Genomic DNA, 26,560 nt, shown 5'->3' with positions numbered 1-26,560 from the left:
CTCGCCCCAAGATGAGGCCACCCACCTCCGCGAGAGGGTAAGCGCGCTGGGAGACGACCAGTTCGATAGGCCGGTGGTGGAAGCGTGGTAACACGTGTAGCCTACCGGTACTAACGCGCGAGGGCTTGCCGCGCATTCGCGCAGGATTTCTGCTCCGCATCCATTGCAATTGGTTTTACATTGACAAGTGCATATTTGGTAGCCTTCAAAGGAAGGTTGGTGACTTTCGCGGTGGGGGTACACCCGGTCCCATCCCGAACCCGGCAGTTAAGCCCACCAGCGCCGATGGTACTGCGCGGGCAGCCGCGTGGGAGAGTAGGTCGTTGCCAACCTTCCTTTTTGTTTTTTTGCTATTGTAAAAAGCCCGCCTGATTTCAGGCGGGCTTTTTGTGTGGCTGAGCGGCGGTGTTTAGTGATGCAAGATTTGCGAGAGAAAAAGTTTGGTGCGTTCGTGGCGTGGGTTGGTGAAGAAGTGTTCCGGTGTGCCTTCTTCAACGATTTGCCCGGCATCCATGAAGATGATGCGGTCAGCGACTTCACGGGCAAACCCCATTTCGTGGGTGACGACCACCATTGTCATGCCGGAGCGTGCCAGTTCGCGCATGACGTCGAGCACTTCTTTGATCATCTCGGGGTCAAGAGCGGATGTCGGTTCGTCGAAAAGCATGATTTTGGGTTGCATGGCCAGTGCGCGGGCAATAGCAACGCGTTGCTGCTGACCACCAGAGAGTTGGCCGGGATATTTGTGTGCCTGGTCGGCAATTCCGACGCGTTCGAGCAATTCCATAGCCAGTTTTTCGGCTTTTTCGCGTGGCCACTTGCGCACAATGCGCGGCGCCAAGGTGATGTTGTCGAGCACCGTCATGTGCGGGAAGAGGTTGAACTGCTGGAAAACCATCCCCACTTCACGGCGGATGGCTTCGATATTGCGCACGTCGTGGCTGAGTTCAATGCCATCAACAATGATGCGCCCTTCGTCGTGTTTCTCCAGGTGATTGATACAGCGGATGAGCGTAGATTTCCCCGAGCCGGATGGTCCGATGATGACCACAACCTCTTGGCGTTTGACGCGCGTGGTAATTCCTTTGAGCGCCCAGAAATCGCCAAAGCGTTTTTTGACGTTTTCCATAATGATGATGTCGTCGTTGTGAGAGCCGTTGCCTTGTGATTGCTGTGTCATTTTTTCCTCCTCATCCAGAACTTAGCGCCGGTTGACATTCAGGCGTTCTTCGATACGACGGCTTGTGTACGACATCGAGTAAGAGAAGACCCAGTAGATGAGCGCGATAAACACAAAGACTTCGCGCTGCAACCCGATAAACTCAGGCTGTGAGATGACACTGCGAGCGATGGCCAGTAATTCGAGCAAGCCCACAATCAGCACCAGTGTGGTATCTTTGAAGAGGGCGATGAATTGCCCCACAAGGGCCGGGATAACAATGCGCAGCGCTTGGGGCAGGATGATGTATTGCATCATTTGGCGGTAGTTCAGCCCAAGGGCTTGTGCTGCTTCGTATTGCCCTTTGGGGATGGCTTGCAACCCCCCGCGCACGTTTTCGGCAAGATAGGCGGCTGAGAAGAGTGTGATACCGGTGACCGCGCGGATGAATTTGTCCACGCGGACATCACTGGGCAAGAAGAGCGGCAAGAGCAGAGACGCCGTCCACAGGACTGTGACGAGCGGCACACCGCGGATAATTTCAATGTAGAGAATGGAAAATATCTTGACAACGGGCAGGCTGCTGCGCCGCCCAAGGGCAAGCAATACCCCAATCGGAAACGAGGCGACAATCCCAATAACCGCCAACAAGATGGTCAGTGTCAGACCACCAACTTGCCCCGAAGGAATGTTGGCTTTGAAGAATGGCGGGCTCGATTGTGGGCGTACATCCCACAAGATGATGAGAACGACGAAGAACGAAAGCACCCAGAGCCACACAAGGTATTTGCGTAGGCGGATGTTTTGCCAGGCGCCAAGGTATTGTCCGGCAATGAAGAGCCCCGCCATAAGCAGGAGGTTGATTTTGCTGGCTGTTGTGACGGGCAAGAAGAGAAACGCCAGCACACCAAGCAGAATGGCGCTGATGGTGGCTGTCCATTCTCGTCCGCGCCAGGCCCCCCAACTGAGCCCTCCGAGCGCGACCACGATACCCAATGTGACCCACGAGCGCCACAATTCTTCTTGAGGGTAAGGGCCGACCATAAAAAGCCGCAGGTTTTGTTTGACGACATTCCATTCCGCGGCGAAAAAGACCCATGCCAGAATGCGGTACACCACGAATGCCAGCACAGGCGTGAGAACAATCGTAATGAGCGCGTTGTACCATGGTGTGAACAGGTTATCACGAATCCAATGCGTGATGCTCATGGCGAGCGAAGGTGTTGTGCGGGTTTGGGGTGTTGCTGTCATGGGTTACCTCTCAACCAGACGCACTTTTTGATTGTACCAGTTCATAAAGAGCGATGTGAGCAAACTTGTTGTGAGATAGCATGCCATTACGATGGAAATCACTTCCAACGCTTTGCCGGTTTGGTTTTGAATGGTCGTTGAGACGGCAAACAGGTCTGGGAAGCCGATGAAGAAAGCCAGACTGGAGTTTTTGGTCAGGTTGAGGTATTGGCTAGTCATGGGTGGGATGATAATACGCATGGCTTGCGGCAAAATGACAAATCGCAGGCTTTGCACGGTAGAAAGCCCCAATGCCGTAGCCGCTTCACGTTGCCCTTTGTCCACGGCTTGAATGCCGGCGCGGACGATTTCAGCAATGAACGCCCCTGTATAGACCACCAACCCGATGAGCAGCGCCGCAAATTCCGGCGCCAGAACTGTGCCGCCTGTGAAGTTCAAGCCAGCCAATTCGGGGCGTGTGATGCCAAACGGTTGCCCCGGTGCCAGAAACCAGCCGGCTACGACAATCACAAGCCAGGCGATGATACTGGATGTGATGGGGTAGGATGTTTGCCCGGTGCGGTCTTCACGCGCCCATTGGATGCGGTAGACGATATACGCAATGACGAATGCGGCTACGAAGAAACCCAGCCAGACGCGGAACCCTTCAAGTGGCTCGATCCATGGAATGGCAAGCCCGCGATTGCTGAGGTACGTGGGACCCGGCAAAACGATGGCTTGCCGAACACGTGGAAATTTCAGCATGACGGCGGTGTACCAGAAAAAGAGTTGCACCAGCAGAGGAGTGTTGCGAATGGTTTCAACATAAACGGTGGCAATGCCACGCAGCAGCAGGTTGGGCGAAAGGCGCAAGATGCCCATGATAGTGCCCAGAATGGTTGCGAGGGCAATCCCAATCAGGGCGACGCGCACGGTGTTGACGATACCGACGAGGAAGGCGCGGGCGTAGGTGTCATCGGACGTGTAGGGAATGATGGTATCGCCAATGTCGAAACCGGCACGCAAGCGCAGAAAGTCGTAGCCCGGTGTCAACCCTGCTTGCGCAAGACCTTCGCGCGCGTTGTTGAAGAGGTAGCGAGCTGTTACCACCACAACAAGCAAAAAGATGATTTGCGCGATAATGGCCAGGACACGTTCGTCACGCCAGAATGGGGGACGTGTGTGTTCGTTCGGTAGCGTGGTGTGGGCCATAAAAATGTTCCTCCACCAAAAATCTCTCTAAACGAATGCGCTCAACATTGATGAATGCAAGAAAAGAAGGGCGGCTACGTGTTGCAGCCGCCCTTCGCGTCGTTGGGCTTAGCGGAATGGCGGCGAGTAGAGCAAACCGCCGTCAGTCCAGAGCGCGTTCAAGCCGCGTGGCAGGTTGAACGGTGTATCGGGACCAAGGTTGCGGTCGTAGATTTCAGCGTAGTTGCCAACGTGCTTCACCACACGATAGGCGAAGTCATTGGTCAAGCCCAAGCCCGTACCCAAGTCGCCTTCCAGCCCAAGGAAGCGGCGCACGTTCGGGTCTTCGCTGTTCATGAAGTCGTCAATGTTCTGCGAGGTGATGCCAAATTCCTCGCCCTGAATGGTGGCGAAGACCACCCACATAATCACGTCGTGCCAGATGGGGTCGCCCTGCAACACGGCGGGACCCAAAGGCTCTTTCGAGAGCGTCACGTCCAGAATGACGTGATCATCCGGGTTCTGCAAGACCGTGCGGCGCGAGACCAGCCCCGACTTGTCGGTCGTCACAGCGTCGCAGCGCCCTTCTTCGTAGGCGTTGAAGGTGCTGTCGGCGTCTTCAAAGACCACCGGCTCGTAGTCGAGACCGCGGGCGCGCATTTGGTCGGCGAGGTTCAACTCGGTGGTCGTCCCCGTCTGCACACAGATGGCCGCGCCGTTGAGGTCTTCCATGCTGGTGATGTTGTCCGCCTTGCGGACCATGATGCCCTGACCGTCGTAGAACGTCACCACACCGAAGTCCAGCCCGACGCTAGTGTCGCGGCTCAGCGTCCAGGTGGTGTTGCGAATGAGCACGTCCACTTCACCCGTTTGCAGAGCCGTGAAGCGTTCTTGCGCCGTCAGCGGGCGGTATTCAACCGCGTTCGGGTCATCGAAGATGGCGGCGGCAACCGCCTTGCAGAAGTCCACGTCAAAGCCGGCGAAGTTACCGCTTTGATCAAGATAGCCGAAGCCGGGCAACGCCTGGTTGACGCCACAGATGAGTTTGCCGCGGGCTTTGACCGTGTCGAGCAGGCTTCCACCTGTTTGCTGGGCTTCTTCTTTCTCTTCGGGGATGGGGGTGGGGGCTGCTGTTTCAGCCGCGCCGCCGGTTTCGGCGCTTGTTTCGGTGGGCGTGCTGCTTTCGCCACCGCCACCACAGGCAGCCAAGGCAAGCGCCAATGCTGCGAGCAATGTGATGAGCAGGAACACTCGTCGGTTCATACTTCTCCTCCTTACTATTCAATTGACACCACTGGGCAAACACCCAGAAAACGACCGAAAGATAACAGCGCACGGGTTCTGCAAAATGGGGCGGGCTCAGTGCTGTGCGCGGTACATAGCAGTATAGGAGATGGCGCGTACATTTGTCAAACGCTTTTTCTTTAGCCTGTTGAAAGGTTTGCCGGGCTGATAGAGGCTCGGCTAGAATGCATGGTGTATGTTGAGATGCCAACCAAAAAGGAAAGGAGCAGGTATGGCAACAGTTTACCGCATTGGGGTGATTGGGACGGGGTTTGCTGAAAAAGTGACCATTCCCGCGTTGCAGCGCCATGCGCGTTTTGAGGTGGTGGCGCTGGCGGCACGCAACCCTGAAAAGACGCGCGCCGTGGCAGAACGGTTCGGCATACCGCATTGGTACACTGATTGGCAAGCGTTGCTGGCGCGTGATGATTTGGATGCGGTGGCGATTGTGACCCCGCCCTACTTGCATCACGAGATGACGATGGCGGCGCTGGAAGCCGATTTGCATGTTCTGTGCGAAAAACCGATGGCGCTGAATGCTGAGCAAGCGTTCGAGATGTGGCGCACGGCGCAGCAACGCCATCGCACAGCCATGATTTGCCACGAATTCCGCTATTTGCCGGCGCGCCAGGTGTTTGGCGACCTGGTCGCACAAGGTGTGCTCGGCTCACTGCGGCGCTTGCTCATCCAGGCGCATATGGATGTTTTTGCCGACCCGACACGCCCCTGGTCGTGGTGGTCGGATGCGGCGCGCGGGGGCGGTATGCTCGGCGCGATTGGGTCGCACTATTTCGACGCCTTGCACCACTGGTTTGGGCGCTTGCCCGTGCGCGTCTGGGGGCGGCTGAGCACATTCATCCCCGAACGCCCCACAGAAGATGGCGAGATGCGCCCCGTGACGTCGGATGATGCGGCGCTCGCCGTGGTCGAATACGACGATGGGGGGCAAGCCGTCTTCGATTTGATGGCGGTGGCGGTGCCGCGCCGCGAAAGTCTGGTCATGGCGGTGGGGTCTGAGGGCACGATTGTGCTGGAAGGTGATACGCGCGTGCGTGTGGCGCGCCAAGGCGAACCGTTCAGCGAGCACCCCGTGCCAACGCTGGAACGCCAACCCGACGAGCATTGGCTGCTTGCGCCGTTCATGCGCCTGCTGGACGATTTCGCATGGGGCATTGACAAAGAAGCGTCGCCGTCGCCCAATTTTTACGATGGATTGGCGCACCAACTCTTTTTGGACGCGGTGCGATTGTCGGAAGAAGTTCGTTCATGGGTCCCGTATGACCTGGACGAGTTTCTGGAATCGCACAGCAAATAGGCGTGCCTTCATGAGTTTTCCCGCCTGTCTGCACAGATTCTCCACAATTGGGCGATAAGGTGAAGGTAGGCAAATTTGGGAGCAAAGGGGGAAGCGTTATGTCGCCTGAGCGTATTTTAGTGGTGGATGACGACAAGGAAATCGTGCGCCTGGTACGTGCCTACCTGGAGCAAGCAGGCTATCAGGTGTTGACGGCGTATGATGGGCGCGACGCCTGGCGTATTTTGCAGGTTGAGCGCCCCGACTTGTTGGTGCTGGATTTGATGATGCCCGAAATAGATGGGTGGGAACTCACGCAGCGCATTCGGCGCGAGCCGGCGCTAGCCGCCATGCCGATTATTATGCTGACGGCGCGCGTGGACGATACCGATAAGGTGCTGGGCTTGGAATTGGGCGCCGACGATTATGTCACCAAACCCTTCAACCCGCGCGAAGTGGTGGCGCGGGTGCGGGCGCAATTGCGGCGCATGCGCTTGTTGAACAACAGCGGCGGGCGCTACGATATTCTCACAGTGGGTCCCTTGCGGCTGGATGTCGCGCGGCATGAAGCCACGTTGGATGGACAACCGCTTGATTTGACGCCCACCGAGTTCAAAATTCTGCAAACGATGATGATGCAACCGGGGTACGCCTTCACCCGTGCTGAATTGATTGAGCAGGCGCTGGGGTATTCCTACGAAGGGCTTGACCGCACGCTTGACTCGCATATCAAAAACTTGCGGCGCAAAATCGAACCCGACCCCAAAAACCCCACGTTCATCCAAACCGTCTATGGCGTCGGGTATCGCCTGAACGATGAGATTGATGCGCCGCGCTCGGAGTCTCTGCCATGAACCGGTTTTGGGTGCGGCTCAGCCTGGCGTTTATGGCGCTCATCCTCTTTTTCTTCGTCGTTCCCGTGATGGTGGTGGCGTTGAATACCGCGGGGGTTTTGCGCAACGCGCCGCCTGAATTGCGCCCTGATACGCCGCCCACGCTGGTGCAACCGGGGCAACCCGACGGGCCGCCTCAAAGGCGGTTGTCACGGCGTTTCACACTTGAAGCCGAAGCCTACCGGCAAGCCTTCCGGCGGGCGTTTCTGGAAGGACTGCCCGGTTTTCTCACACGCACAACGCTCGTCGCGGGGATTTTGGCGCTGGCGCTGGGGATTTGGCTCAGCCGCGGCTTGACCGAACCGCTTTCACGCCTGGAAGAAGGGGCACGTGCTGTTGCCAGCCACAATTGGGCGTACCGCGTGCCGGAAGAGGGTCCCGATGAAGTGGCCGAAGTCGCGCGCGCCTTCAACGAAATGACAGCAACGCTGCAACAAAGTGAAATGCTCCGCCGCCAACTCTTGTCAGACGTGGCGCATGAATTACGCACCCCCTTGACCGTGCTGCAAGGCAATTTGCGCGCCATGCTGGATGGCGTCTATCCGCTGGAACCCGCCGAGATTGGACGCCTGTATGACCAGACGCGCCACCTGAGCCGCCTGGTGGAAGATTTGCATTTGCTGGCGCAAGCCGAAGCGCAGGCGTTGCCGCTGGCGCGTACTTCGTTTGACATGCGCGAGATGGTGCGTGAGGTGGTGGAGTTGTTTCGCCCGCTGGCGGAAGCCAACGATGTGCGCCTGCTTGTTGAGACGGACGACGCGCCGGCGCCCGTGTATGCCGACCGTGCCCGCATTCAGCAAATCCTGAACAACTTTTTGAGCAACGCCCTGCGCCATACCCCTGCCGGGGGGCGTATCACCGTGTGTGAACGCCGCGAAGGAGACCGCGTGCGCGTGGAAGTGCAGGATACGGGCGAAGGGATTGCCCCGGAGCATTTGCCGCACGTGTTCGAGCGCTTCTATCGGGCGGATAAAGCCCGCGACCGCGAACATGGCGGCACCGGGCTGGGCTTGGCCATCGCCAAAGCGTTGGCGGAAGCGCACGGCGGCGGGGTGTGGGTGGCCAGCGAAGGGAAGGGCAAAGGCGCGACGTTTGGCTTTTGGCTGCCGTTGCACACAGGCGACCACACCCTTTGAGGTGTGGCGGAGAGCCGCCGAAGCCCCCGCATTGGGGGCTTTTTTCTTTGCGTGATGTTCACGTACCTGTTTGACAAACAGAAGCGCTTTGTTTACAACCCGCATGGCAACCGATAAGGGAACTGACCGATGAGACGGATTGGGATAGACGTTGGCGGGACGTTTACCGACATTGTTCTTTTCGACGGCGAAACCTGGCGCATTGACAAAGTTCCCACCACCCCCGACGACCAGAGCCGCGCGATTGTCGCCGTCTTGCAGCGGCTGGCGGAACCGCTGGAAACGCCGATTGTGCACGGCACAACCGTGGCGACGAATGCGCTCCTCGAACGGCGCGGCGCCCCTACCGCCCTCATCACCACGCGAGGCTTTCGCGACGTGCTGGCGATTGGACGACAGCACCGCCCATACCTCTACCGCCTGGCGCAACACCGCCCACCGCCTCTTGTGCCCGACGAGTGGCGGCTGGAAGTGCCTGAGCGGCTGAGCGCCGATGGGCGTCTCATCGAGCCGCTGGATGAAGCCGTGGTGCGGCAATTGGCGGAACGCATTGCCGCCAGCGACATCGAAAGTTTGGCGGTGGTTCTGCTCTTTTCGTTCCTCGATGCGCGGCACGAGCGGCGTATTGCCGAGATTGTGCGCGAATATGCGCCCGACGTGCCCATTTCGCTCAGTAGCGAGATTTTGCCTGAATATCGCGAGTACGAACGCACGGCGACCACGGTGGTCAATGCGTATGTGTGCCCACCCGTGCGCCGCTACCTCACGCGTTTGGCGAATGGCATTGGGCAACGCCCCGTGTGGTTGATGCAGTCGAACGGGGGCATTGTCAGCGTCGAGCAGGCGACAGAGCATGCCGCGCGGTTGCTGCTGAGTGGGCCAGCCGGTGGTGTCGTGGGGGCGTTTCACCTCGCGCAGATTGCCATGCGCACGCCCACGCCGCACATCATCACCCTTGACATGGGCGGAACGAGCACCGACGTGGCGCTTTGCCCCGGCGAAATTCCCACCACCGCCGAAACCGAGATTGGCGGTGTACCCATTCGCCTGCCCATGATTGACATCCACACCGTGGGGGCTGGGGGCGGCAGTCTGGCGCGGGTGGATGAAGGGGGCGCTTTGCGCATTGGTCCCCAAAGTGCGGGTGCTTTGCCTGGTCCTGTCTGCTATGGGCGTGGCGGCATTATCCCCACCGTAACCGACGCCAACTTTGTCGCCGGGCGGCTGGATGCAACGCATTTTCTGGGAGGGCGTGGCGACATTCGCCCCAATGTTGCCGCGGCGCGTGCGGCCTTGGCGGCATTGGGGAAACCGCTGGGACTTTCCCCCGAAGCGGCGGCGCTGGGCGTTTTGCAGGTCGCCAACGCGATCATGGCGCGCGCCGTGCGCCGCGTTTCCATTGAGCGGGGGCATGACCCGCGCGAGTATGTGCTTGTCCCCTTTGGCGGCGCGGGTCCCTTACATGCGTGCGAATTGGCGGATGCGCTGGGGATCCGCCGTGTGATGGTGCCCCCTTCCCCCGGTGTGCTGAGCGCCTTGGGACTTCTGCTTGCCGACATGGCGAGCGACCATGTGCAAAGCCTGCTCATCTCCGCCGACGCCCTGTTGCACGACGACGCCCCCTTGCGGCAGACCCTTGCCGCGGTTCGGGCGCACGTCGAAACACGGCTGGCTGCGCAAGGTATTCGCAATCCGTCCTGGCAGGCATGGCTGGATATGCGCTACCGTGGGCAGAGTTATGAACTCTCTGTGCCGCTGGCGCTTCCGTATGAAAGCGGACAGGTGGCGCAGGTGGTGCGCGCGTTTCACGAGATGCACCAACACCGCTACGGCTACGCCATGCCCCAAGAGGCCGTCGAGGTGGTGGCGGTGCGTGTGCGCAGTGTGGGGCACATTCCGCGCCCGGCGTTGCCACGCCTGCCGGCGGCGACGGAGCCGGTGGAAACGGCGCTGGTGGGGCGTCAACCCGTCTGGTTCACCCACGAAGCGCCGCATGAAGCGCGGTTGTACGCCCGTGCACGCTTGCAGGTCGGGCACCAGTTTCAGGGGCCTGCGGTGGTTGTGCAGTTCGACAGCACCGTGGTTGTTCCCCCTGCGTGGCATGCCCATGTGGACGAATGGGGCATGCTCTGGCTGGAACGTCAGACGGGCTAAAAACAAACACTATTCGCACATTCTCGGCAACTTCGTATAATCGAACCGCCGGTCTGCAACGGCGCAGGCGGCCACAGACCGGCGGGCACTCATTGAGCGCCTGCCGGTTCTTTGTTGGAAACAGGTTGTCAAAGGCAATGAAACAATTCATGGAGGCAGAGCGGTGAAACTGCACGAATATCAATCAAAACAGATTTTTGGCCGCTTTGGTATTCCCGTGCCAAACGGCAAAGTGGCTGATACACCAGAAGCCGCCCGCCAAATTGCGCAAGAGCTGGGTGGCCCTGTTGTGGTCAAGGCGCAGGTGCTGGTTGGTGGGCGTGGGAAAGCCGGCGGTGTCAAGCTGGCGAAAACGCCCGACGAAGCCGAACAGCGCGCCAAGGAGATTCTGGGCATGCAGATTAAAGGCTTGCCCGTCAAGAAAGTGCTGATTGACCCGGCGGCTGATATCCGCGAAGAACTTTACCTTGGCGTGGTGCTCGACCGTGCCGCGCGCCGTGTGGCGGTGATGGCGTCCGCCGCTGGTGGGGTGGATATCGAAGAAGTGGCGGCGACCACGCCCGAAAAAATCATCACCGTGCGCGTTGACCCGCTTATCGGGTTGGCGGAGTACCAGGCGCGCCAGTTGGCTTACGGTATCGGCTTGAAGGAGAAGAAGCAGGTCGGGCAATTCATCAAAATCGTCAAGGCGCTCTACAACGTCTTCATCAACACCGATGCGAGCCTGGCGGAAATCAACCCGCTGGCGATTGTGGGCGACGAAGGCAACCTCATGGCGCTTGACGGCAAAATCGTGCTTGACGACAACGCGCTCTTCCGCCATCCCGACCTTGCCGAAATGCGCGACGAAAGCGAAGAAACACCCGCCGAGCGCGAAGCACGCCTCAATGGGCTTTCCTACGTTGACCTGGACGGCACGATTGGCTGCCTGGTGAACGGCGCCGGGTTGGCGATGGCTACGATGGACGTGATCAAGCTCTTTGGCGGCGAACCCGCCAACTTCCTCGATATTGGCGGTGGTGCGCGTGCTGAAAAAGTGGCGGCGGCACTGCGCATCATCCTGAGCGACCCCAAAGTGCGCGCGGTGCTCGTCAACATCTTTGGCGGCATTACGCGCGGTGACGAAGTGGCGCGCGGTATCGTGCAAGCCATTGAGGAAGTGAAGCCCAACGTGCCGTTTGTGGTACGTGTGGTGGGCACGAATGCCGAAGAAGCGCGCAAGATTCTCGAATCGGCGAACATGATTACGGCTGAAACATTGGCCGAAGCCGCACAAAAGGCCGTTGAAGTCGCGAACCAGGCTGCCTGATAACCGACCGAGAAAGGAGCAGGGCGATGCAGCCCAATTGGGATGCCGTTCGTGATGAAGTGACGCGCTATTTGCAAGCGCTGTTGCGCATTGATACAACCAACCCGCCCGGCAACGAGCTGGCGGCCGCCGAGTATCTGGCGGGCGTCTTGCAGGCCGAGGGGTTCGACCCCATTGTGCTGGAAAGCGCGCCAGGGCGCGGCAACCTGGTGGTGCGGCTCAAAGGCAGTGGCGAAGAAGCCCCGCTGTTGCTGATGAGCCACACCGACGTTGTGCCTGCCGAACCGGACAAATGGCAACATCCGCCGTTTAGCGGGGCGCTCGCCGATGGCTACATTTGGGGGCGCGGCGCGGTGGACATGAAAGACACCGTGGCTGTGTTCCTCATGCTCATGTTGCTCTTCAAGCGGCGGCAGGATGCAGGCGCACCACCCCTCAAACGCGACCTCATCTTCATGGCAACCGCCGACGAAGAGCGGGGTGGACACCTCGGCGCGGGGTGGCTGGTCAAACACCATCCCGACCTCATTCGGGCTGAATACGCCATCAACGAGGGGGGCGGGCATGAAATGCGCTTTGGCGAACGGCGTTACTTCACCGTCCAGACCGCCGAGAAAGGGCTGGCGCGTTTTCGCCTGACGGCGCGCGGCGAACCGGGGCATGCCAGCATTCCCCACGACAAAAACGCCGTTGTGCGCCTGGCGGAAACGGTCGCCCGCATTGGGTGCTCGCCCTTGCCCACGCACATCACGCCCACGGTGCGCACGCTCTTCTTGCAACTTGCCGACGACATGGAAGGCGAAGTGGGCGAATTCTTGCGCAAAGCCGTCGAGCCGGAACATACCGAAACGTGCATTCATGCGTTGCCGTTGCCGCCCATCTATCGCCATTTGCTGATGGCGATGACGCGCAACACGGCGACGCCGACCGTGCTGCAAGCCGGGAGCAAAATCAACGTCATTCCGAGCGAGGCGATGGCGCGTGTGGATGGGCGCGTGCTCCCCGGTTTCGACCACGACACATTCTACGCCGAATTGGAGCCGCTTTTGTGCGAAGGCGTGGAACTTGAATTTGAAGACTGGGGACCACCGCTCGAATCACCCGTCGAATCGCCGCTTTTCGATACCATTCGCGCCGTGCTGGGCGACCACGAGCCGGACGCCGGCGTCATCCCGTGGTTGCTCACCGGGGCGACGGACGCCAAGCATGTGGTGCAATTGGGCACGAAGGTGTACGGCTTCACCCCCATGCGCGACGAAGGCGACGGGGGCTTGATGCTGGCGCACCAGCACAACGAGCGTATTTCCGTGAACAATTTGCTCTTTAGCACACAAGTTCTTTACGACGTGATTGACCGCTTTGCCGGTCAAGGTTGACAGACAACAAGAAGGTTCAGCAAATGGGAGTTCGACCATGAGCATTCTGATTGACAAAAACACCCGTCTGGTTGTGCAAGGGATTACCGGCCGTGAAGGCCAGTTTCACACCGAACAGATGATCGAATACGGCACCAACGTGGTCGCCGGTGTGACGCCCGGTCGCGGGGGGCAGGAAGTGCTGGGCGTGCCGGTCTTCGACACCGTGGCGGAAGCCGTGCGCGAAACCGGCGCGAACACCAGCGTCATCTTTGTGCCGGCGCCCTTCGCCGCCGACGCCATTCTTGAAGCCGCCGATAGCGGCGTGGAATTCGTTGTCGCCATCACCGAAGGCATTCCCGTGCTGGATATGGTCAAGGTGAAAAAGTTTGTGGACGAGCGGGGCGTCTTGCTGTTGGGGCCCAACTGCCCCGGCTTGATTACGCCCGGCGCGGCCAAGGTGGGTATCATTCCTGGCAGCATTGCCACGCCTGGCCCTGTGGGCATGGTGAGCCGCTCAGGGACGCTGACCTACGAGGTGGCGTATGAATTGACCCTGCGCGGTATTGGGCAAAGCACCATCGTGGGGATTGGGGGCGACCCCATTCCGGGCATGAATTTCATTGACGTGTTGCGCCGCTTCCAGGACGACCCGCAAACCGAAGTGATTGTGCTCATTGGTGAAATTGGTGGCACGGACGAAGAAAAAGCCGCCGAATTCATCAAAGAGTACGTCACCAAGCCGGTGTACGGCTTCATTGCCGGGCGCACTGCCCCGCCGGGCAAACGCATGGGGCACGCCGGTGCGATTATCAGCGGCGGCGAAGGGACTGCTGAAAGCAAAATCGCCGCGCTGGAAGCCGCGGGCGTCAAGGTGGCGTCGCACCCGGCGGAAGTGGCCGAGTTCATCGAACGTGATTTGCGTGGCTAATCTGCTTCTGCAAGGCGGGGGCGTTCGTGCGGGCGTCCCCGCCTTTTTCATCACCCGGACCGCATGAGACGAACCATGACCATCTTTCAATTATCGCACCCACCACAACTGGAAGACGTCCTCGCCCTGTTGCGCCACGAAGGCGTTGCCGCCTGGCTGGTTGGCGGCTACGTGCGGGACGCCCTGCTCAACCGCCCTTCACACGACGCCGACATTGTCGTCGCCGCTGAGGGGCTGGCGTGGGCGCGGCGGTTGGCGGATGCGTTTGGGGGGGCGTTCGTGCCGCTGGACGAAGAAAACGACGTGGGGCGTGTGGTGTTGCGACAGCCGACGGGGCTGTTTTATGTGGACGTGTCAGGCATGCGCGGCGGTTCCATCGAAGCCGACTTGACCGCCCGCGACTTCACCATCAATGCGTTGGCGGTTGCGGTGGCGGACGGGGCGTTGGTGGATGTGACGGGGGGCTACGCCGACCTCAACCGCCGCGTGGTGCGGATGGTTGCCCCGCGCACGTTTGAGGAAGACCCCCTGCGGCTGATGCGCGGTGTGCGGATGGTGGCGACGTTGGGGTTTGTCTTGGACGATGCGACCATCCAGACCATGCGCGCCCATGCGTGGCGCTTGCCGTCGGTTTCGGCGGAGCGGGTGCGCGATGAACTGCTCAAAATCATAGCCGCGCCGCGTGCCGCCATGCATGTGGCATTGTTGGAGCAACTTGGCTTGCTTGAGCATGTTCTGCCGGAGGTCGCCGCCTGCCGCGATGTTCAGCAGGGTCCGCCGCACACGCTTGACGTGTACGGCCACATGCTGGCGGTGCTCGATGCGCTGGAAGGGTTGTGGCCCTGGGGCGCGCGCCGTGATGTGTGGCGTCGCCCGTGGGGGCGTTATCGCCGCCCGCTGGATACCTACCTGCATCGCGCTGTGGCGCACGAACAACCGGTTTGGCTGTTGCTCAAACTGACGGCGCTGTTGCATGATATCGGCAAGCCGCTGACTCGTACCGTCGGTGATGATGGTCGGGTTCACTACTACGAACATGAGCGTGTTGGCAGTGAACTGGCGCAAGCACGCTTGCAGGCGTTGCGCTTCCCACAAAAAAGCGTGGAATGGGTCGGTACCGTCATACGCCATCACCTTCGCCCCCTGTTCCTGACGCGGCATCCCCGTGTCAGCCGTCGGGCGCTTTATCGGCTCTTCCGCGATGCCGGAGAAACCACGCCGGCGGTGGCGTTGCACAGCGTGGCCGACCAGCTGGGCAAAGGCGGCGCGACCATCACGCCCGCATTGCGCCGCGTTGTGGCGACCATCTGGCGCACCGCCTTCACACCTGACGAAGCCATTCTCAACCCGCGCCCCCCGCTCACCGGGCATGATTTGATGGCGTTGGGCATTGCCCCCGGCCCGGTGATGGGGCGTATCATCGAGCGGCTCAAAGAAGGCGTGGCCACAGGGCGCGTTCGCACCCGTGAAGACGCCGAGCGGCTGGCGTTGCAATTGTGGCTAAATTGGCGCCCAACACCTGAATCTGATGCCGAATAACAAGCCGTAGCGGGCTTTTGTGAGAAAGGCTTTACCGCTTCTTGATGATGAGATAACGTTGCATCGCTACCATGAAGCGCCGTGAGCAGGCAAACAGCTGTTTGGCGTGTTTAGTGAGCAGTGGTACACTGACCGATGCGTGCGAGCCAATTCACTGGAACCTGTGTTGATGCAAGACGTGGAGGATGAGCGAATGGCAGAGCGGCCACTCACTGAGCAAGAAGTGCTAGCACGGCGCAAAGAGCGCATTGATTGGCGTGAAGCCATCGAAGGCTACCTTTTTATTACGCCCGCCGTGCTCCTTATCACCGTCTTTGGTCTTTTTCCTATCGCGTATGCGTTTTACATGAGTTTGCATCGTTGGCGTGTACGGAAAGGCCCCCTTGTTGGATTGGACAATTACGAAAAAGCCATTGGCGACTGGCAGGGGGCGCTTATTTTTGTGGTTGGTTTCGTGTTGCTGTATATCGCGTATCGGCTTTGGCAAAGCGCCTTCACCGAAGAACGCACATGGGTCTTGTTGAGCAAAGCGGGGAGCGCCCTGGTGGTGATTGCCGCATGGTATGCCATCTCGTTTGGGTGGGGGCGCATGTTGCTGGAAGGCGACGACCGCTTTTTGAATGCGTTGCCGATTACCCTCTACTACTCTTTGGGAACCGTACCGGCTGAAATCGCTTTGGGGATGATTCTGGCCTACTTCTTGTTCCAGAAAATCCGCGGGCAAGAATTTTTCCGCATGCTTTACTTCTTGCCCTACATTACCCCGGTTGTCGCTTCGGCTGTCGTGTTCCGCACCATTTTCAGCCCACGCGAAACATCGCTTGCCAACCGTTTCTTGCAGTTCATGGGACTGGAACCGCAAAAATGGCTCTTTGAATCACGCCCCTTCCTCGAAGTCATGTTTGGTATCAAGTTGGAAGGGTTTTGGGCTGGTCCGAGCATGGCCTTGGTCTCCATTATCCTGTTCGGTATTTGGACGTATGTGGGCTATAACGCGGTGATTTTCCTTGCCGGGTTGGGCTCCATTCCCCATGAATTGTATGAAGCCGCCGAGATTGACGGCGCAGGGCAATGGCAACTCTTCCGCCATATTACGTTGCCCTTGCTTTCACCAGTCACGTTCTATCTTGCGTTGGTGGCTTTTATTGGGACATTCAAGGCGTTCAACCACATTTTTGTGATGCGTACACCATCGGCATTGGGGACGGTGGACGTAGCGAGTATCGTCATTTTCGATACCTTCTACAAAGCCAACCAATATGGCTATGCCACCGCGCAAGCCATTCTGTTGTTCCTCATTATTTTGGCGTTGACAATGGTGCAGAATCGCTTGTTGGGCGAGAGGGTTTTCTATGGCTGAACAAATACAAGCGATGGAACAATCCCCTGTGCGTAAAGTCCGCAACCGTCGGAAAGGGCGAACCAACTGGTGGCATCTTTTCATCTACATCGTGCTGATTGCAGGCGCGATTGCGGCGGTGTTGCCCTTCTATTGGATGGTGGCTACATCGCTGATGACGTTGGGTGAAACCATCCAAAAAGCGTGGTGGCCGGATGTGCCGCAATGGCAAAACTACGTCGAGGCGTGGACGGAAGCTAAGTTCTCCAAGTATTTCTTGAACAGCGTCTTGATGACCGCCACCACTATGACGGGGGTGTTGGTCACATCCACGCTTGCGGGCTATGCCTTCGCGCGGATGAAGTTTCCCGGCCGTGATCTCATCTTCGGGATTTTGCTCAGCACGATGATGATTCCCGAATCGGTGGTGATGATTCCGAACTTCCTCATTGTGCGCGGCGATATTTTCCCCTTGCCTTTCGGGCCGTCCTGGTTGAACAGTCTGCAAGGGTTGAGCGTGCCATTTATGGCCAATGCGTTTAGCATCTTTTTGCTGCGCCAATTTTTCATCCAAATTCCCCACGAATTGTGGGATGCGGCGCGTATTGACGGGGCGGGGCATATACGCTTCTTGCTGCAAATCGTCTTGCCGATGAGCAAAGCCCCGTTGATGACCGTGGCGCTCTTCTCCTTCATCGGTTCGTGGAACGCCTTCTTGTGGCCGCTGCTGGTCACCACGACCGACCGCTGGCGCCCGCTGATGGTGGGCTTGTGGACCTTCGTCACAGAAGCCGGACCCGAAACACATTTGCTCATGGCCGGCGCAGTTATCACCATCATTCCCATTTTGGTGCTCTATTTCCTGACACAAAAGCAATTTACCGAGGGAATTGCAACCAGTGGTTTGAAAGGCTAAACACGGCATTGTGGGCGTCGGACTTGACGAACGCCCAAAGTGCTTAGAATTGCATCTGCCTGAAGGGGGTGATAGGCACACAAACAGTGCGGTTGTTCCACATTCAGGTTTTGTCCAGACGTTGAAAGTCGTTCAACAAGAAGAAGTGCAAGGAGGAGAATCGTATGATTCGCAAACGTATGTTGTTGTTGACGTTGGTGGCGCTGTTTGCGCTGCTGCTGGCCGCCTGTGGTGGCGGTGAAACCAGCGAACCTGCTGAGCAGCCTGCTGAACAAACCACGACGGAGCAGACCACCGAAGAAACCAAGCAGGAAGAAATGCAGCAGGAAGAAACGCAGCAAGAAGAAGCTGCGACCGAGGAAGAAGCCATGGGTGAAGAAGACCCGTGGGCGAACGTGGACCCCTCGGGGCAGACGATTACGTTCTGGCACCAGCACTCGCGCAGCCGTGAAGAAGCCCTGAACGAAATCGTCCAGCAATTCAATGAAACCAACGAATGGGGCATCACGGTTGTGGCCGAGTACCAGGGTTCCTACGGCGACATCTTCCAGAAGATGCTCGGTGTGCTGAACACGGAAGATGTGCCCAACCTCGTGGTGGCGTATCAGAACCAGGCCGCGACCTACCAGCTGGCTGATGGTCTGATTGACATGAACCCGCTGGTGGATAGCCCGAAGTGGGGCTTGACCGAAGAAGAAAAGGCGGACTTCTTTGAATCCTTCTTCAACCAGGACGTGTTCCCGACCTTTGGCGGTGCGCGCCTGGGCTTCCCGCCGAACCGCTCCATGGAAGTGATGTACTACAACATGGACTGGCTCAAAGAACTGGGCTACGACGCCCCGCCGACCACCCCCGAAGAATTCAAGGAAATGGCTTGCAAGGCGTCGCAGCAGCCGTTTAGCAAAGCGACCGCCGAAGGCAGCCGTGGCTACGAATTGAGCATTGACGCTTCGCGCTTCGCGTCCTGGACCTTCGCTTTTGGTGGCGACATCTACGACTATGAAAACAACCGCTACACCTACGACAGCGAAGCCGCTATTCAGGCGATGGAATTCCTGCAAAGCCTCTTTGAAGAAGGCTGCGCCACAATTGTGACCGAGCGCTTTGGCGACCAGACCAACTTCGGTGCCGGTACGACGCTCTTCACGGTTGGCTCGAGCAGTGGTTTGCCCTTCTACAAGAGCGCGGTGGAAGAAGGCGCCAACTTTGAATGGAGTGTGGCCGCGATTCCGCACACAACGCCCGACCCGGTCATGAACATCTACGGTGCGAGCGTCAGCATTCCGAAGAGCACGCCCGAAAAGGAACTGGCCGCCTGGCTCTTCATCAAGTACTACACCAGCCCCGAAGTGCAGGCCAAGTGGGCGATGGCAAGCAACTACTTCCCGGTCCGCAAGAGCGCGGCCGAAGCGTTGCAGGACTACTTCGAGCAGAACCCGGCCTACAAGACCGCGTTCGAGCTGCTGCCCTACGGCAAGTTTGAACCGCCCACGCCCGGTTACGACTTCGTGCGTGACCTGATTGAAGAAAAGATGGCGGCGATTGCCGAAGGTGCTCCGGTGGCGGAAACGTTGGCGGCGGCTAACGAAGAAGCCAACCAGATTCTCCAGGAACAGCTGGAGCAATTGGGCGAATAATCTCGCTCTGGATGAGAACGGGCGCCACTGGCTGGCGCCCGTTTTTGTTTGCCGACTTTTTGCCAGCATGGGGGAAGATGTTTGACAGCAAACCGTCACGCGTTATAATCACACATTGCAGGTCCGCCACATGGCGGCCTTTCTGCTGTACATCGCCTGTTGAGCAGGCAGAAGGAAAGGTACATTGAAAAATGATAGAGTTTAATGTTGCCGGTTTGCTGAACGAGTTTATCGGAGCCACGCGCGAGTATGACATTGATGAAATGCTCGGCGTGCAGGAAGAAGGTTTGGTTGCCGTTGAGCCGGTGCAAGGGCATGTGAAATTCACGCGCACGCATGACGGCATTCTGGTGCAGGGCGGCCTCGATTCGGTCTTTGAAGTGCAGTGTGTGCGCTGCCTGGAACTGTTCCACATGCCGCTGCACATTGATATCGAAGAAATCTTCCACCCGCGCGTGGATTTGCGTACCGGGGCGCTCATCCCGGTTGACCCCGACGAGATGGATACGCTCATCTCGGAGAAGAACTTGCTCGACTTGACCGAGGTTGTGCGGCAACTCTTCCTGTTGGCCATGCCGCATATGCCGGTCTGCACGGCTTCGTGCCGCGGGTTGTGTCCGCATTGTGGGCAAAATCTCAACCATGGGCAGTGCACCTGCCACGAAGATGAGATTGACCCACGTTGGGCGATGCTTCGATCATTGTTGGATCAGGACGCCGAATCCGGCGCATAACAAACAGACCACAAACCTGAGAACCGTCAGAGGAAAGGGCGAAAGGAGAACACGCAATGGGCGCAGTTCCGAAGAAGAAAGTTTCAAAAGCACGTTCGAGCCGCCGCAAAGCCGTCTGGATGCGGTTGGATAAGCCGAACCTGGTGGAGTGCCCACACTGCCGCGAATTGATGGTGCCGCACCACATTTGCCGCAACTGTGGGTACTACCGCGGTGTGGCCTATCTTGAAGTGGAAGAGGGCGAAGCGTAAGCCGTCCACAGCCGGCTCTGCAAGGCGCATGGATTTCCATGCGCCTTTTTTCATGCCAATATGCAAATGACGCCGCCTTGTGGTAGGATAGAGCCAGGAGTTGAAGGCCAGCGGTGCGCCGCTGATGCATGCGAGAAAGGAGTGTTCCATGCAAGCCCCCCCGGAACATCTTGGTTCGTTCTATCTCGGCGCTGAATACGACCTCGATGCTGAACGCCTGCTCGACCGCCCCCTTCTCTACGACGCCCGCGATTTGACCACGCATGCCGTCTGTGTCGGCATGACGGGAAGCGGCAAGACCGGCTTGTGTATTGTTTTGCTGGAAGAAGCCGCACTGGACAAGGTGCCCGCGATCATCATTGACCCCAAAGGCGACATGACAAATTTGCTGTTGCAGTTCGAGGAACTGCGCCCCGAAGATTTCCGCCCCTGGGTGAATGTTGATGACGCCCGACGAAAAGGGCTCAGCGTCGAGGAATACGCTGAGAAGATTGCCGCGCAATGGCGTGAAGGGCTTGCCGAATGGGGCATTTCTCCCGAGCGCATGCGCTTGCTCAAAGAAAGCGTGGAATACACGATTTACACCCCCGGCTCGGAAGCCGCCACCCCCATCAACATTTTGGGAAGCCTGGCTGCGCCTGGACTCGATTTTGACACGCACGCGGAAACCCTGCGCGAACGCATTTCGGGCACGGTGGCGGCGCTGCTCAGCCTGGCCGGTATTCAAGCCGACCCCGTCAAGAGCCGCGAAGCGATTTTGCTGGCGACGATTTTTGAACACTTTTGGCGTCAGCAAGAAGACCTCGACCTGGCGAAACTGATTTTGAGTATTCAGAATCCGCCTGTGCGCCAGTTGGGCGTTTTCGATGTGGATACCTTCTTCCCGGAGAAAGACCGCTTTGAGTTGGCGATGGCGTTCAACAGCCTCATGGCGGCGCCTGCTTTTCAAGCCTGGCTCAAAGGCGACCCCCTCGATGTGGACCACCTTTTCTTTACGCCCGAAGGCAAACCACGCCACAGCATTTTTTACATTGCGCACCTCTCGGATGCGGAGCGAATGTTCTTCGTCACGTTGTTGCTGGAAAGTGTCGTGACATGGATGCGCCGCCAGAGTGGGACCACCAGTTTGCGGGCATTGCTCTATTTCGATGAAGTCTTTGGCTTTTTCCCGCCGGTTGCCGAACCGCCTTCCAAACGCCCCTTGCTGACCTTGCTCAAACAGGCGCGCGCGTTTGGGTTGGGCACCATTCTGGTGACGCAAAACCCCGTGGATATTGACTACAAGGGGCTGACCAACGCCGGTACCTGGTTCATCGGCAAACTGCAAGCCGAACGCGACAAGGATCGGGTGCTGCAAGGGCTGAAAGGCGCGCTGGCTGAAGCCGGCCAACAGGTGGACGTGGATTACGATGAGATCATTACGCGGTTGCGCACGCGCGTTTTCTTGCTCCACAATGTGCATGATGACGGTCCCAAAGTCTTTCACACCCGCTGGGCGATGAGTTATCTCCGCGGTCCGCTGACACGGCCGCAATTGCAGCAGTTGCAGCCCAAAGCCAACACCCGCGCCGCGGCGCCCCCGCCGTCTGCTGAACATGCCCAGCCTGCACCGGCACCGCGCGCCAGTGCGCCGCCAGCCGCCGCACCGCCGCAGCCCGAAACGCCCGATGCGCCCCCAGGCTACCAGCCCGTTCGCCCACCTGTTCCCCCAGACGTGGCGCAGGGGTTTGTGCCGGTGGCGCGTGCGATTGAGGAAGCGCGGGCGTTGCTCATGGGGCGGCTTGATGCAACGGCGACGGTCGGCGATGCCGTGCTGGTGTACGAACCGGTCTTGTTGGCGGCCGCCGACGTGCATTTTGTGAATACGCGGTACGACATGGATGAAAGCGAGTCGCTGGTGCTGGCGCTTGCGGCTGATGCCGAGATGCGCACACCGGATTGGGAAGCGGCGGAGCAATTGGCGCTCTCGCCGCAGGATATCGCCCTGGAACCCGAAACGCCGCCACAGGCGCGGGGCGTCTTTTTCGCGCCCTTGCCGGCATGGGCAACCGATAGCAAAGTGTTCAGGAAGGCGCAGAAGGCGCTCGCCGACTGGCTCTATCGCTCGCGTCGGCGCACGTTGTTGCGCCATGCGGGGTTGAAACTCACCCAACACCCCGATGAAGATGAACGCGCGTTCCGCATTCGCTTGCAACAGGCCGCCCGTGAAGCGCGCGACGCCGAAATTGACGCTTTGCGCAAGAAGTACGAAAAACAATTCGACCGCCTGGAAAAGCGCCTGCGACGTGAAGAACAGGAACTGGCGGAAGACGAAGCCGAATACGAAGCCCGCAAGCGCGAGGAGATGATTGGCCTGGGTGAGACTGTGCTGGGCTTGTTCCTGGGGCGTCGCCGTTCGAGCGGATTGAGCAGCGCCGCACGCAAACGGCGCATGACGGCGAAGGCCAAGGCGGATATCGAGGAATCGCGCCAGGAGATAGCGGCATTGCAGGCCGAACTGGCTGACCTGGAAGAGGAATTGCAAGCGGCGGTGGCGGATATCACGGCGCGCTGGGAGGCGGCGCTGGATGACGTTGAAGAGGTGGAAGTCAAGCCGCGCCGCACCGATGTGCAGGTGGAGCAGGTGATGTTGGGCTGGCTGCCGTTTTGGGCGTTTGCGGTTGAACGGGATGGGCGTGTCGCCTACCGCACGGTGCCGGCCTATCGTGTTGGGGAAGAGGCGTGATCGGTATGCGGCAACCAACACCGCCTGAACAAGAACCCGTCTGGCATTACAACGGCTACGCGCTGGAAGGGGCGCAGTTCCTCAACGCCATGGTGCATTTTTACCGTGGCGAGATGGAGCGGGCGAACGTGTGGCGCACACGGTTGGACACCACAACAAACTGGGCGGTGGTCACCACGGCGACCATGCTTTCGTTCGTGTTTTCAGATGTGGCGCACCCTCACTTTTTGCTCTTGCTGAGCATGGTGCTGGTGTTGCTCTTTCTCATCATCGAGGCGCGCCGCTACCGCTATTACGAGTTGTGGAGTTATCGCCTGCGCCTGATGGAGATGGAGTTTTTTGCCGCGATGCTGGTGCCGCCCTTCCGCCCCGACCCGCGCTGGGCAACCTCGTTGGCTTCTTCTTTGCAGACGCCGCATTTCACAATCACATTTTGGGAAGCCTTTGGGCGGCGTTTTCGCCGTCAGTACCAGTATATTTTGCTGATTCTCTGGCTCGTCTGGTTGTTGAAACTCTATTTGCACCCCTACCCCGCCCCAACATGGGCGCTCTTCGTGGAACGCGCGACGCTGGGGATACCAGGCGCATGGGTTTTGGCGGGAACGTCGTTGCTGCTCTGGCTGTTGTTCACGCTTGGCTGGTGGACCAGCGACGCCCAGCGTGCCAGTGGGGAGATTCTTCAACGGGCGCATGTGCCTTCTCCGCGCGAGATGCTACACTATCTTGTTGACATAACAAGCCGACAACGCGCGTTGCACGTCCTGCGCCTGGACGACCGCCTGGTGTACGTGATTACCACGCATGGCGATGAGATTGCGGACGCCATTTTACGCGAACTGCCGCGCGGCGTGACGCGGATTGAAGGGCGCGGCATGTACACGGGGCAACGCCGCGATGTGTTGTTGGTGGCGGTCTCCCCCCGACAGGTTGAGAAACTCAAGCGACTGGTCTATGCACGCGACCCACACGCCTTTGTCATTGTGCAAGATGTCAGCGAAGTGGTGGGGCTGGGGTTCCGCAAGCCCTCGCGCGCGATGACGTAGCCACGCACAACGCTCCTTCAAGTCGTACTCCTCTTCTTTCCACATTTGCGGCTCAGCGTGTGGCGGGGTGTCCACAGCGGCTGAGCAGAGGCGCAGAAAGCCGAAAGGCATGAAAAAACCGGGGTCAAAGCCCCGGTCATCTTCTCCTGCGTTTCAATCCCCTTGCGGGGATTAGGGCTTTTCAGACTTGGGTGATGGTGCTTGTGTTGGGCAAGCCCGTATCCGGTTTCAATCCCCTTGCGGGGATTAGGGCTTTTCAGACCAAAGGGGTTTTGGCAGGAACTATTGGGGAAGAGTTCCGTTTCAATCCCCTTGCGGGGATTAGGGCTTTTCAGACGTATTTTGAGTTGTGGGGTTTACCATAAGTATCTCTTAATGTTTCAATCCCCTTGCGGGGATTAGGGCTTTTCAGACTTTTTCTGATGATGGTAGGCTACTCCGCCGCCACATTTGGTTTCAATCCCCTTGCGGGGATTAGGGCTTTTCAGACGAAGCGGTATGAGAAACTTTTGCAATGATTGCGGCAAGTTTCAATCCCCTTGCGGGGATTAGGGCTTTTCAGACTCATGCGTAATTTCTGTAAGATGTGCGGGATGAAAATGTTTCAATCCCCTTGCGGGGATTAGGGCTTTTCAGACGTTTTGGAAGCAGAAGAGCCGCTTGGCGAATACGGTGTGTTTCAATCCCCTTGCGGGGATTAGGGCTTTTCAGACACAAAAAAGGAGAAAACTATGTGCCGCTATTTTATCACGTTTCAATCCCCTTGCGGGGATTAGGGCTTTTCAGACTCAGTCCCGAAGAATGGCAAACTTTACCCATTCTAGTGTTTCAATCCCCTTGCGGGGATTAGGGCTTTTCAGACAATCGTTTGTTTGAGATTGACGAAAAGGCCTACATTGAAGTGTTTCAATCCCCTTGCGGGGATTAGGGCTTTTCAGACGACGAGCCGGTGGCGACGTTCACGCCGCCGGTGATACGGTTTCAATCCCCTTGCGGGGATTAGGGCTTTTCAGACCCTAAATGGGCGCTATTCGTCTATCTCGACGTTGTCAAGTTTCAATCCCCTTGCGGGGATTAGGGCTTTTCAGACCCTAAATGGGCGCTATTCGTCTATCTCGACGTTGTCAAGTTTCAATCCCCTTGCGGGGATTAGGGCTTTTCAGACGCCGCGATGAAGACACTATCGTTCGGCTGAACATTCGGTTTCAATCCCCTTGCGGGGATTAGGGCTTTTCAGACTTTACCTTGTCAACGCGCAAAGCCCCCACTAGTTGGGTTTCAATCCCCTTGCGGGGATTAGGGCTTTTCAGACCTTGAAAGACGGCAGCGCATACTGGCTTGTCGTAGGTGTTTCAATCCCCTTGCGGGGATTAGGGCTTTTCAGACATTTTGCGAAGGCTAACAGAAAGGCCGCGGGTGAAGGGGTTTCAATCCCCTTGCGGGGATTAGGGCTTTTCAGACTAAAAATGATAATAACAAGTATATTCTCTAAAAAAATGAAGGTTTCAATCCCCTTGCGGGGATTAGGGCTTTTCAGACCTATACCTTCACGTGTGGCAGTTGCCACACGACTTTTCGTTTCAATCCCCTTGCGGGGATTAGGGCTTTTCAGACCAAACAAAGGGGGAATTGTATGAGTACACTACTTTTCGTTTCAATCCCCTTGCGGGGATTAGGGCTTTTCAGACGCCGGGTATTCGGATACTACGCCGCCATGTGTTGGCGTTTCAATCCCCTTGCGGGGATTAGGGCTTTTCAGACGGATTGGGTGGAAAGGTCTCAACGTGACGTATTTTGGTGGGAGTTTCAATCCCCTTGCGGGGATTAGGGCTTTTCAGACTTGCGCTTCGATGGGTTGCAAGAACTCATCGAAGAAGTCGTTTCAATCCCCTTGCGGGGATTAGGGCTTTTCAGACTGTACGGATGTGCTATGGGCGTCGCCCGCTTGTCCGCTTCATCTGTGGCACAGCATACAGGAAAATGGCGCGTTTGTCAACCCCCAAAACCATGCCAAATGCCGCCTCTTTTTCCAGGAAGTTGAACGTTTTCAGACCCCCTCAAAATCGCCCCCAAAATCGCCCCGTTTCAGGGGGGTCTGACAGAACTTTGTCGCGTTCAACTATTTGCCTGGCAAAATGTGCCCTCATCGCTTGGCGCCGGGTGTCGCCATCATACACGAGACCGCGTGCAGGCGCAACATGCTCGGTTCAGCGCGGGGGCAACCAGTCGGTGGGGTCCACAAAGGCGCCCTGGGTGAAAGGCTGCCGCCAATTGCCGGTGAAGGGACCGCCGACGTGCACCTCAAAATGCAGGTGGCTGCCGAACGAGTAGCCTTCATCCCCCTGGCGGCCGATGGGCTGACCCGCCTGGACGCGGTCGCCGACCTGGACGAAGGCGGCGCTGTTGTGGCTGTAGAGCGAATAGACGTTGTCGCCGTGGT

20 protein-coding genes, 2 rRNA genes and 1 CRISPR repeat array are annotated in these 26,560 nt (G+C 58.4%); of the genes, 17 read left to right on the top strand and 5 right to left on the bottom strand.

The window, feature by feature from the left end:
- Both SE16_RS15020 and rrf read left to right on the top strand, forming a co-directional pair.
- A 23S ribosomal RNA gene (locus SE16_RS15020) occupies window positions 1-133 on the top strand; the annotation flags it as partial.
- Between the two features lie 82 nt (window positions 134-215).
- A 5S ribosomal RNA gene (gene rrf / locus SE16_RS15015) occupies window positions 216-332 on the top strand.
- Window positions 333-409: 77 nt separating this feature from the next.
- On the opposite strand, the gene SE16_RS15010 is transcribed toward rrf, so the two are convergent.
- From SE16_RS15010 to SE16_RS14995, 4 genes are all read right to left on the bottom strand, one after another.
- A complete protein-coding gene (locus SE16_RS15010; RefSeq protein ID WP_054492672.1) occupies window positions 410-1,180 on the bottom strand; it encodes an amino acid ABC transporter ATP-binding protein in 771 nt (256 codons plus the stop codon).
- A 21-nt stretch (window positions 1,181-1,201) separates the two neighbouring features.
- The gene (locus SE16_RS15005; RefSeq protein ID WP_082374166.1) at window positions 1,202-2,410 is read right to left on the bottom strand and encodes an amino acid ABC transporter permease; all 1,209 of its coding nucleotides are present in this window, start codon (window positions 2,408-2,410) and stop codon (window positions 1,202-1,204) included.
- A 3-nt stretch (window positions 2,411-2,413) separates the two neighbouring features.
- Window positions 2,414-3,601, bottom strand: a complete 1,188-nt coding sequence (locus tag SE16_RS15000) for an amino acid ABC transporter permease (protein WP_054492671.1) — start codon at window positions 3,599-3,601, stop codon at window positions 2,414-2,416.
- A gap of 108 nt (window positions 3,602-3,709) precedes the next feature.
- Complete coding sequence (locus tag SE16_RS14995; protein ID WP_054492670.1) at window positions 3,710-4,843, bottom strand: amino acid ABC transporter substrate-binding protein; 1,134 nt, start codon at window positions 4,841-4,843, stop codon at window positions 3,710-3,712.
- A 253-nt stretch (window positions 4,844-5,096) separates the two neighbouring features.
- On the opposite strand from SE16_RS14995, the gene SE16_RS14990 reads away from it, so the two are divergent.
- The 15 genes from SE16_RS14990 (at window position 5,097) to SE16_RS14920 (ending at window position 24,120) form a co-directional block, all read left to right on the top strand.
- On the top strand, window positions 5,097-6,179 hold the full coding sequence (locus SE16_RS14990) for a Gfo/Idh/MocA family protein (RefSeq protein WP_054492669.1): 1,083 nt from the start codon (window positions 5,097-5,099) through the stop codon (window positions 6,177-6,179).
- A 98-nt stretch (window positions 6,180-6,277) separates the two neighbouring features.
- Window positions 6,278-7,012 (top strand): response regulator transcription factor, encoded by a 735-nt coding sequence (locus SE16_RS14985; protein WP_054492668.1) that lies wholly within the window; start codon window positions 6,278-6,280, stop codon window positions 7,010-7,012.
- Entirely contained in the window at window positions 7,009-8,187 is a 1,179-nt protein-coding gene (locus SE16_RS14980; RefSeq protein WP_054492667.1) for a sensor histidine kinase, read from the top strand. Before SE16_RS14985 ends, SE16_RS14980 begins: the two co-directional genes overlap by 4 nt.
- 129 nt (window positions 8,188-8,316) lie before the next feature.
- Window positions 8,317-10,341: a hydantoinase/oxoprolinase family protein gene (locus SE16_RS14975; protein ID WP_060687800.1), complete on the top strand. Its 2,025-nt coding sequence runs from the start codon at window positions 8,317-8,319 to the stop codon at window positions 10,339-10,341.
- Between the two features lie 163 nt (window positions 10,342-10,504).
- Window positions 10,505-11,650, top strand: coding sequence for an ADP-forming succinate--CoA ligase subunit beta (sucC, locus tag SE16_RS14970; protein ID WP_054494183.1), 1,146 nt, complete (start codon window positions 10,505-10,507; stop codon window positions 11,648-11,650).
- 26 nt (window positions 11,651-11,676) lie between these two features.
- Window positions 11,677-13,026: a M20/M25/M40 family metallo-hydrolase gene (locus tag SE16_RS14965; RefSeq protein ID WP_054494184.1), complete on the top strand. Its 1,350-nt coding sequence runs from the start codon at window positions 11,677-11,679 to the stop codon at window positions 13,024-13,026.
- 37 nt (window positions 13,027-13,063) lie between these two features.
- Entirely contained in the window at window positions 13,064-13,936 is an 873-nt protein-coding gene (gene sucD / locus SE16_RS14960; RefSeq protein ID WP_054494185.1) for a succinate--CoA ligase subunit alpha, read from the top strand.
- Window positions 13,937-14,011: 75 nt separating this feature from the next.
- Window positions 14,012-15,475, top strand: a complete 1,464-nt coding sequence (locus tag SE16_RS14955; protein WP_054494186.1) for a CCA tRNA nucleotidyltransferase — start codon at window positions 14,012-14,014, stop codon at window positions 15,473-15,475.
- Between the two features lie 193 nt (window positions 15,476-15,668).
- Window positions 15,669-16,835, top strand: coding sequence for a carbohydrate ABC transporter permease (locus tag SE16_RS14950; protein ID WP_054494187.1), 1,167 nt, complete (start codon window positions 15,669-15,671; stop codon window positions 16,833-16,835).
- Window positions 16,828-17,730: a carbohydrate ABC transporter permease gene (locus tag SE16_RS14945; RefSeq protein ID WP_054494188.1), complete on the top strand. Its 903-nt coding sequence runs from the start codon at window positions 16,828-16,830 to the stop codon at window positions 17,728-17,730. Before SE16_RS14950 ends, SE16_RS14945 begins: the two co-directional genes overlap by 8 nt.
- A gap of 164 nt (window positions 17,731-17,894) precedes the next feature.
- Window positions 17,895-19,367 (top strand): ABC transporter substrate-binding protein, encoded by a 1,473-nt coding sequence (locus tag SE16_RS14940; protein ID WP_054494189.1) that lies wholly within the window; start codon window positions 17,895-17,897, stop codon window positions 19,365-19,367.
- Between the two features lie 191 nt (window positions 19,368-19,558).
- Complete coding sequence (locus SE16_RS14935) at window positions 19,559-20,101, top strand: YceD family protein (protein ID WP_054494190.1); 543 nt, start codon at window positions 19,559-19,561, stop codon at window positions 20,099-20,101.
- Window positions 20,102-20,157: 56 nt separating this feature from the next.
- Window positions 20,158-20,352 carry a 50S ribosomal protein L32 gene (gene rpmF / locus SE16_RS14930; RefSeq protein WP_054494191.1) on the top strand — a complete coding sequence of 65 codons (195 nt, stop codon included), beginning with the start codon at window positions 20,158-20,160 and terminating at the stop codon, window positions 20,350-20,352.
- A 148-nt stretch (window positions 20,353-20,500) separates the two neighbouring features.
- Window positions 20,501-23,077, top strand: coding sequence for an ATP-binding protein (locus tag SE16_RS14925; protein ID WP_054494192.1), 2,577 nt, complete (start codon window positions 20,501-20,503; stop codon window positions 23,075-23,077).
- Between the two features lie 5 nt (window positions 23,078-23,082).
- Complete coding sequence (locus SE16_RS14920; protein WP_054494193.1) at window positions 23,083-24,120, top strand: DUF2270 domain-containing protein; 1,038 nt, start codon at window positions 23,083-23,085, stop codon at window positions 24,118-24,120.
- Window positions 24,121-24,270: 150 nt separating this feature from the next.
- A CRISPR array of direct repeats spans window positions 24,271-26,036; the repeat unit is 37 nt; unit sequence GTTTCAATCCCCTTGCGGGGATTAGGGCTTTTCAGAC.
- Window positions 26,037-26,327: 291 nt separating this feature from the next.
- Here the strand turns inward: SE16_RS14920 and SE16_RS14915 are convergent.
- Window positions 26,328-26,560 (bottom strand): murein hydrolase activator EnvC family protein (locus tag SE16_RS14915; RefSeq protein ID WP_152968839.1); only part of this gene is annotated, 233 nt, incomplete at its 5' end.

Origin of the sequence: Ardenticatena maritima (assembly GCF_001306175.1) — a bacterium.
Lineage (GTDB): Bacteria > Chloroflexota > Anaerolineae > Ardenticatenales > Ardenticatenaceae > Ardenticatena > Ardenticatena maritima.
The sequence above is the reverse complement of the archived record's forward strand: the minus strand, read 5'-3'. Positions and strand labels throughout refer to the sequence as shown.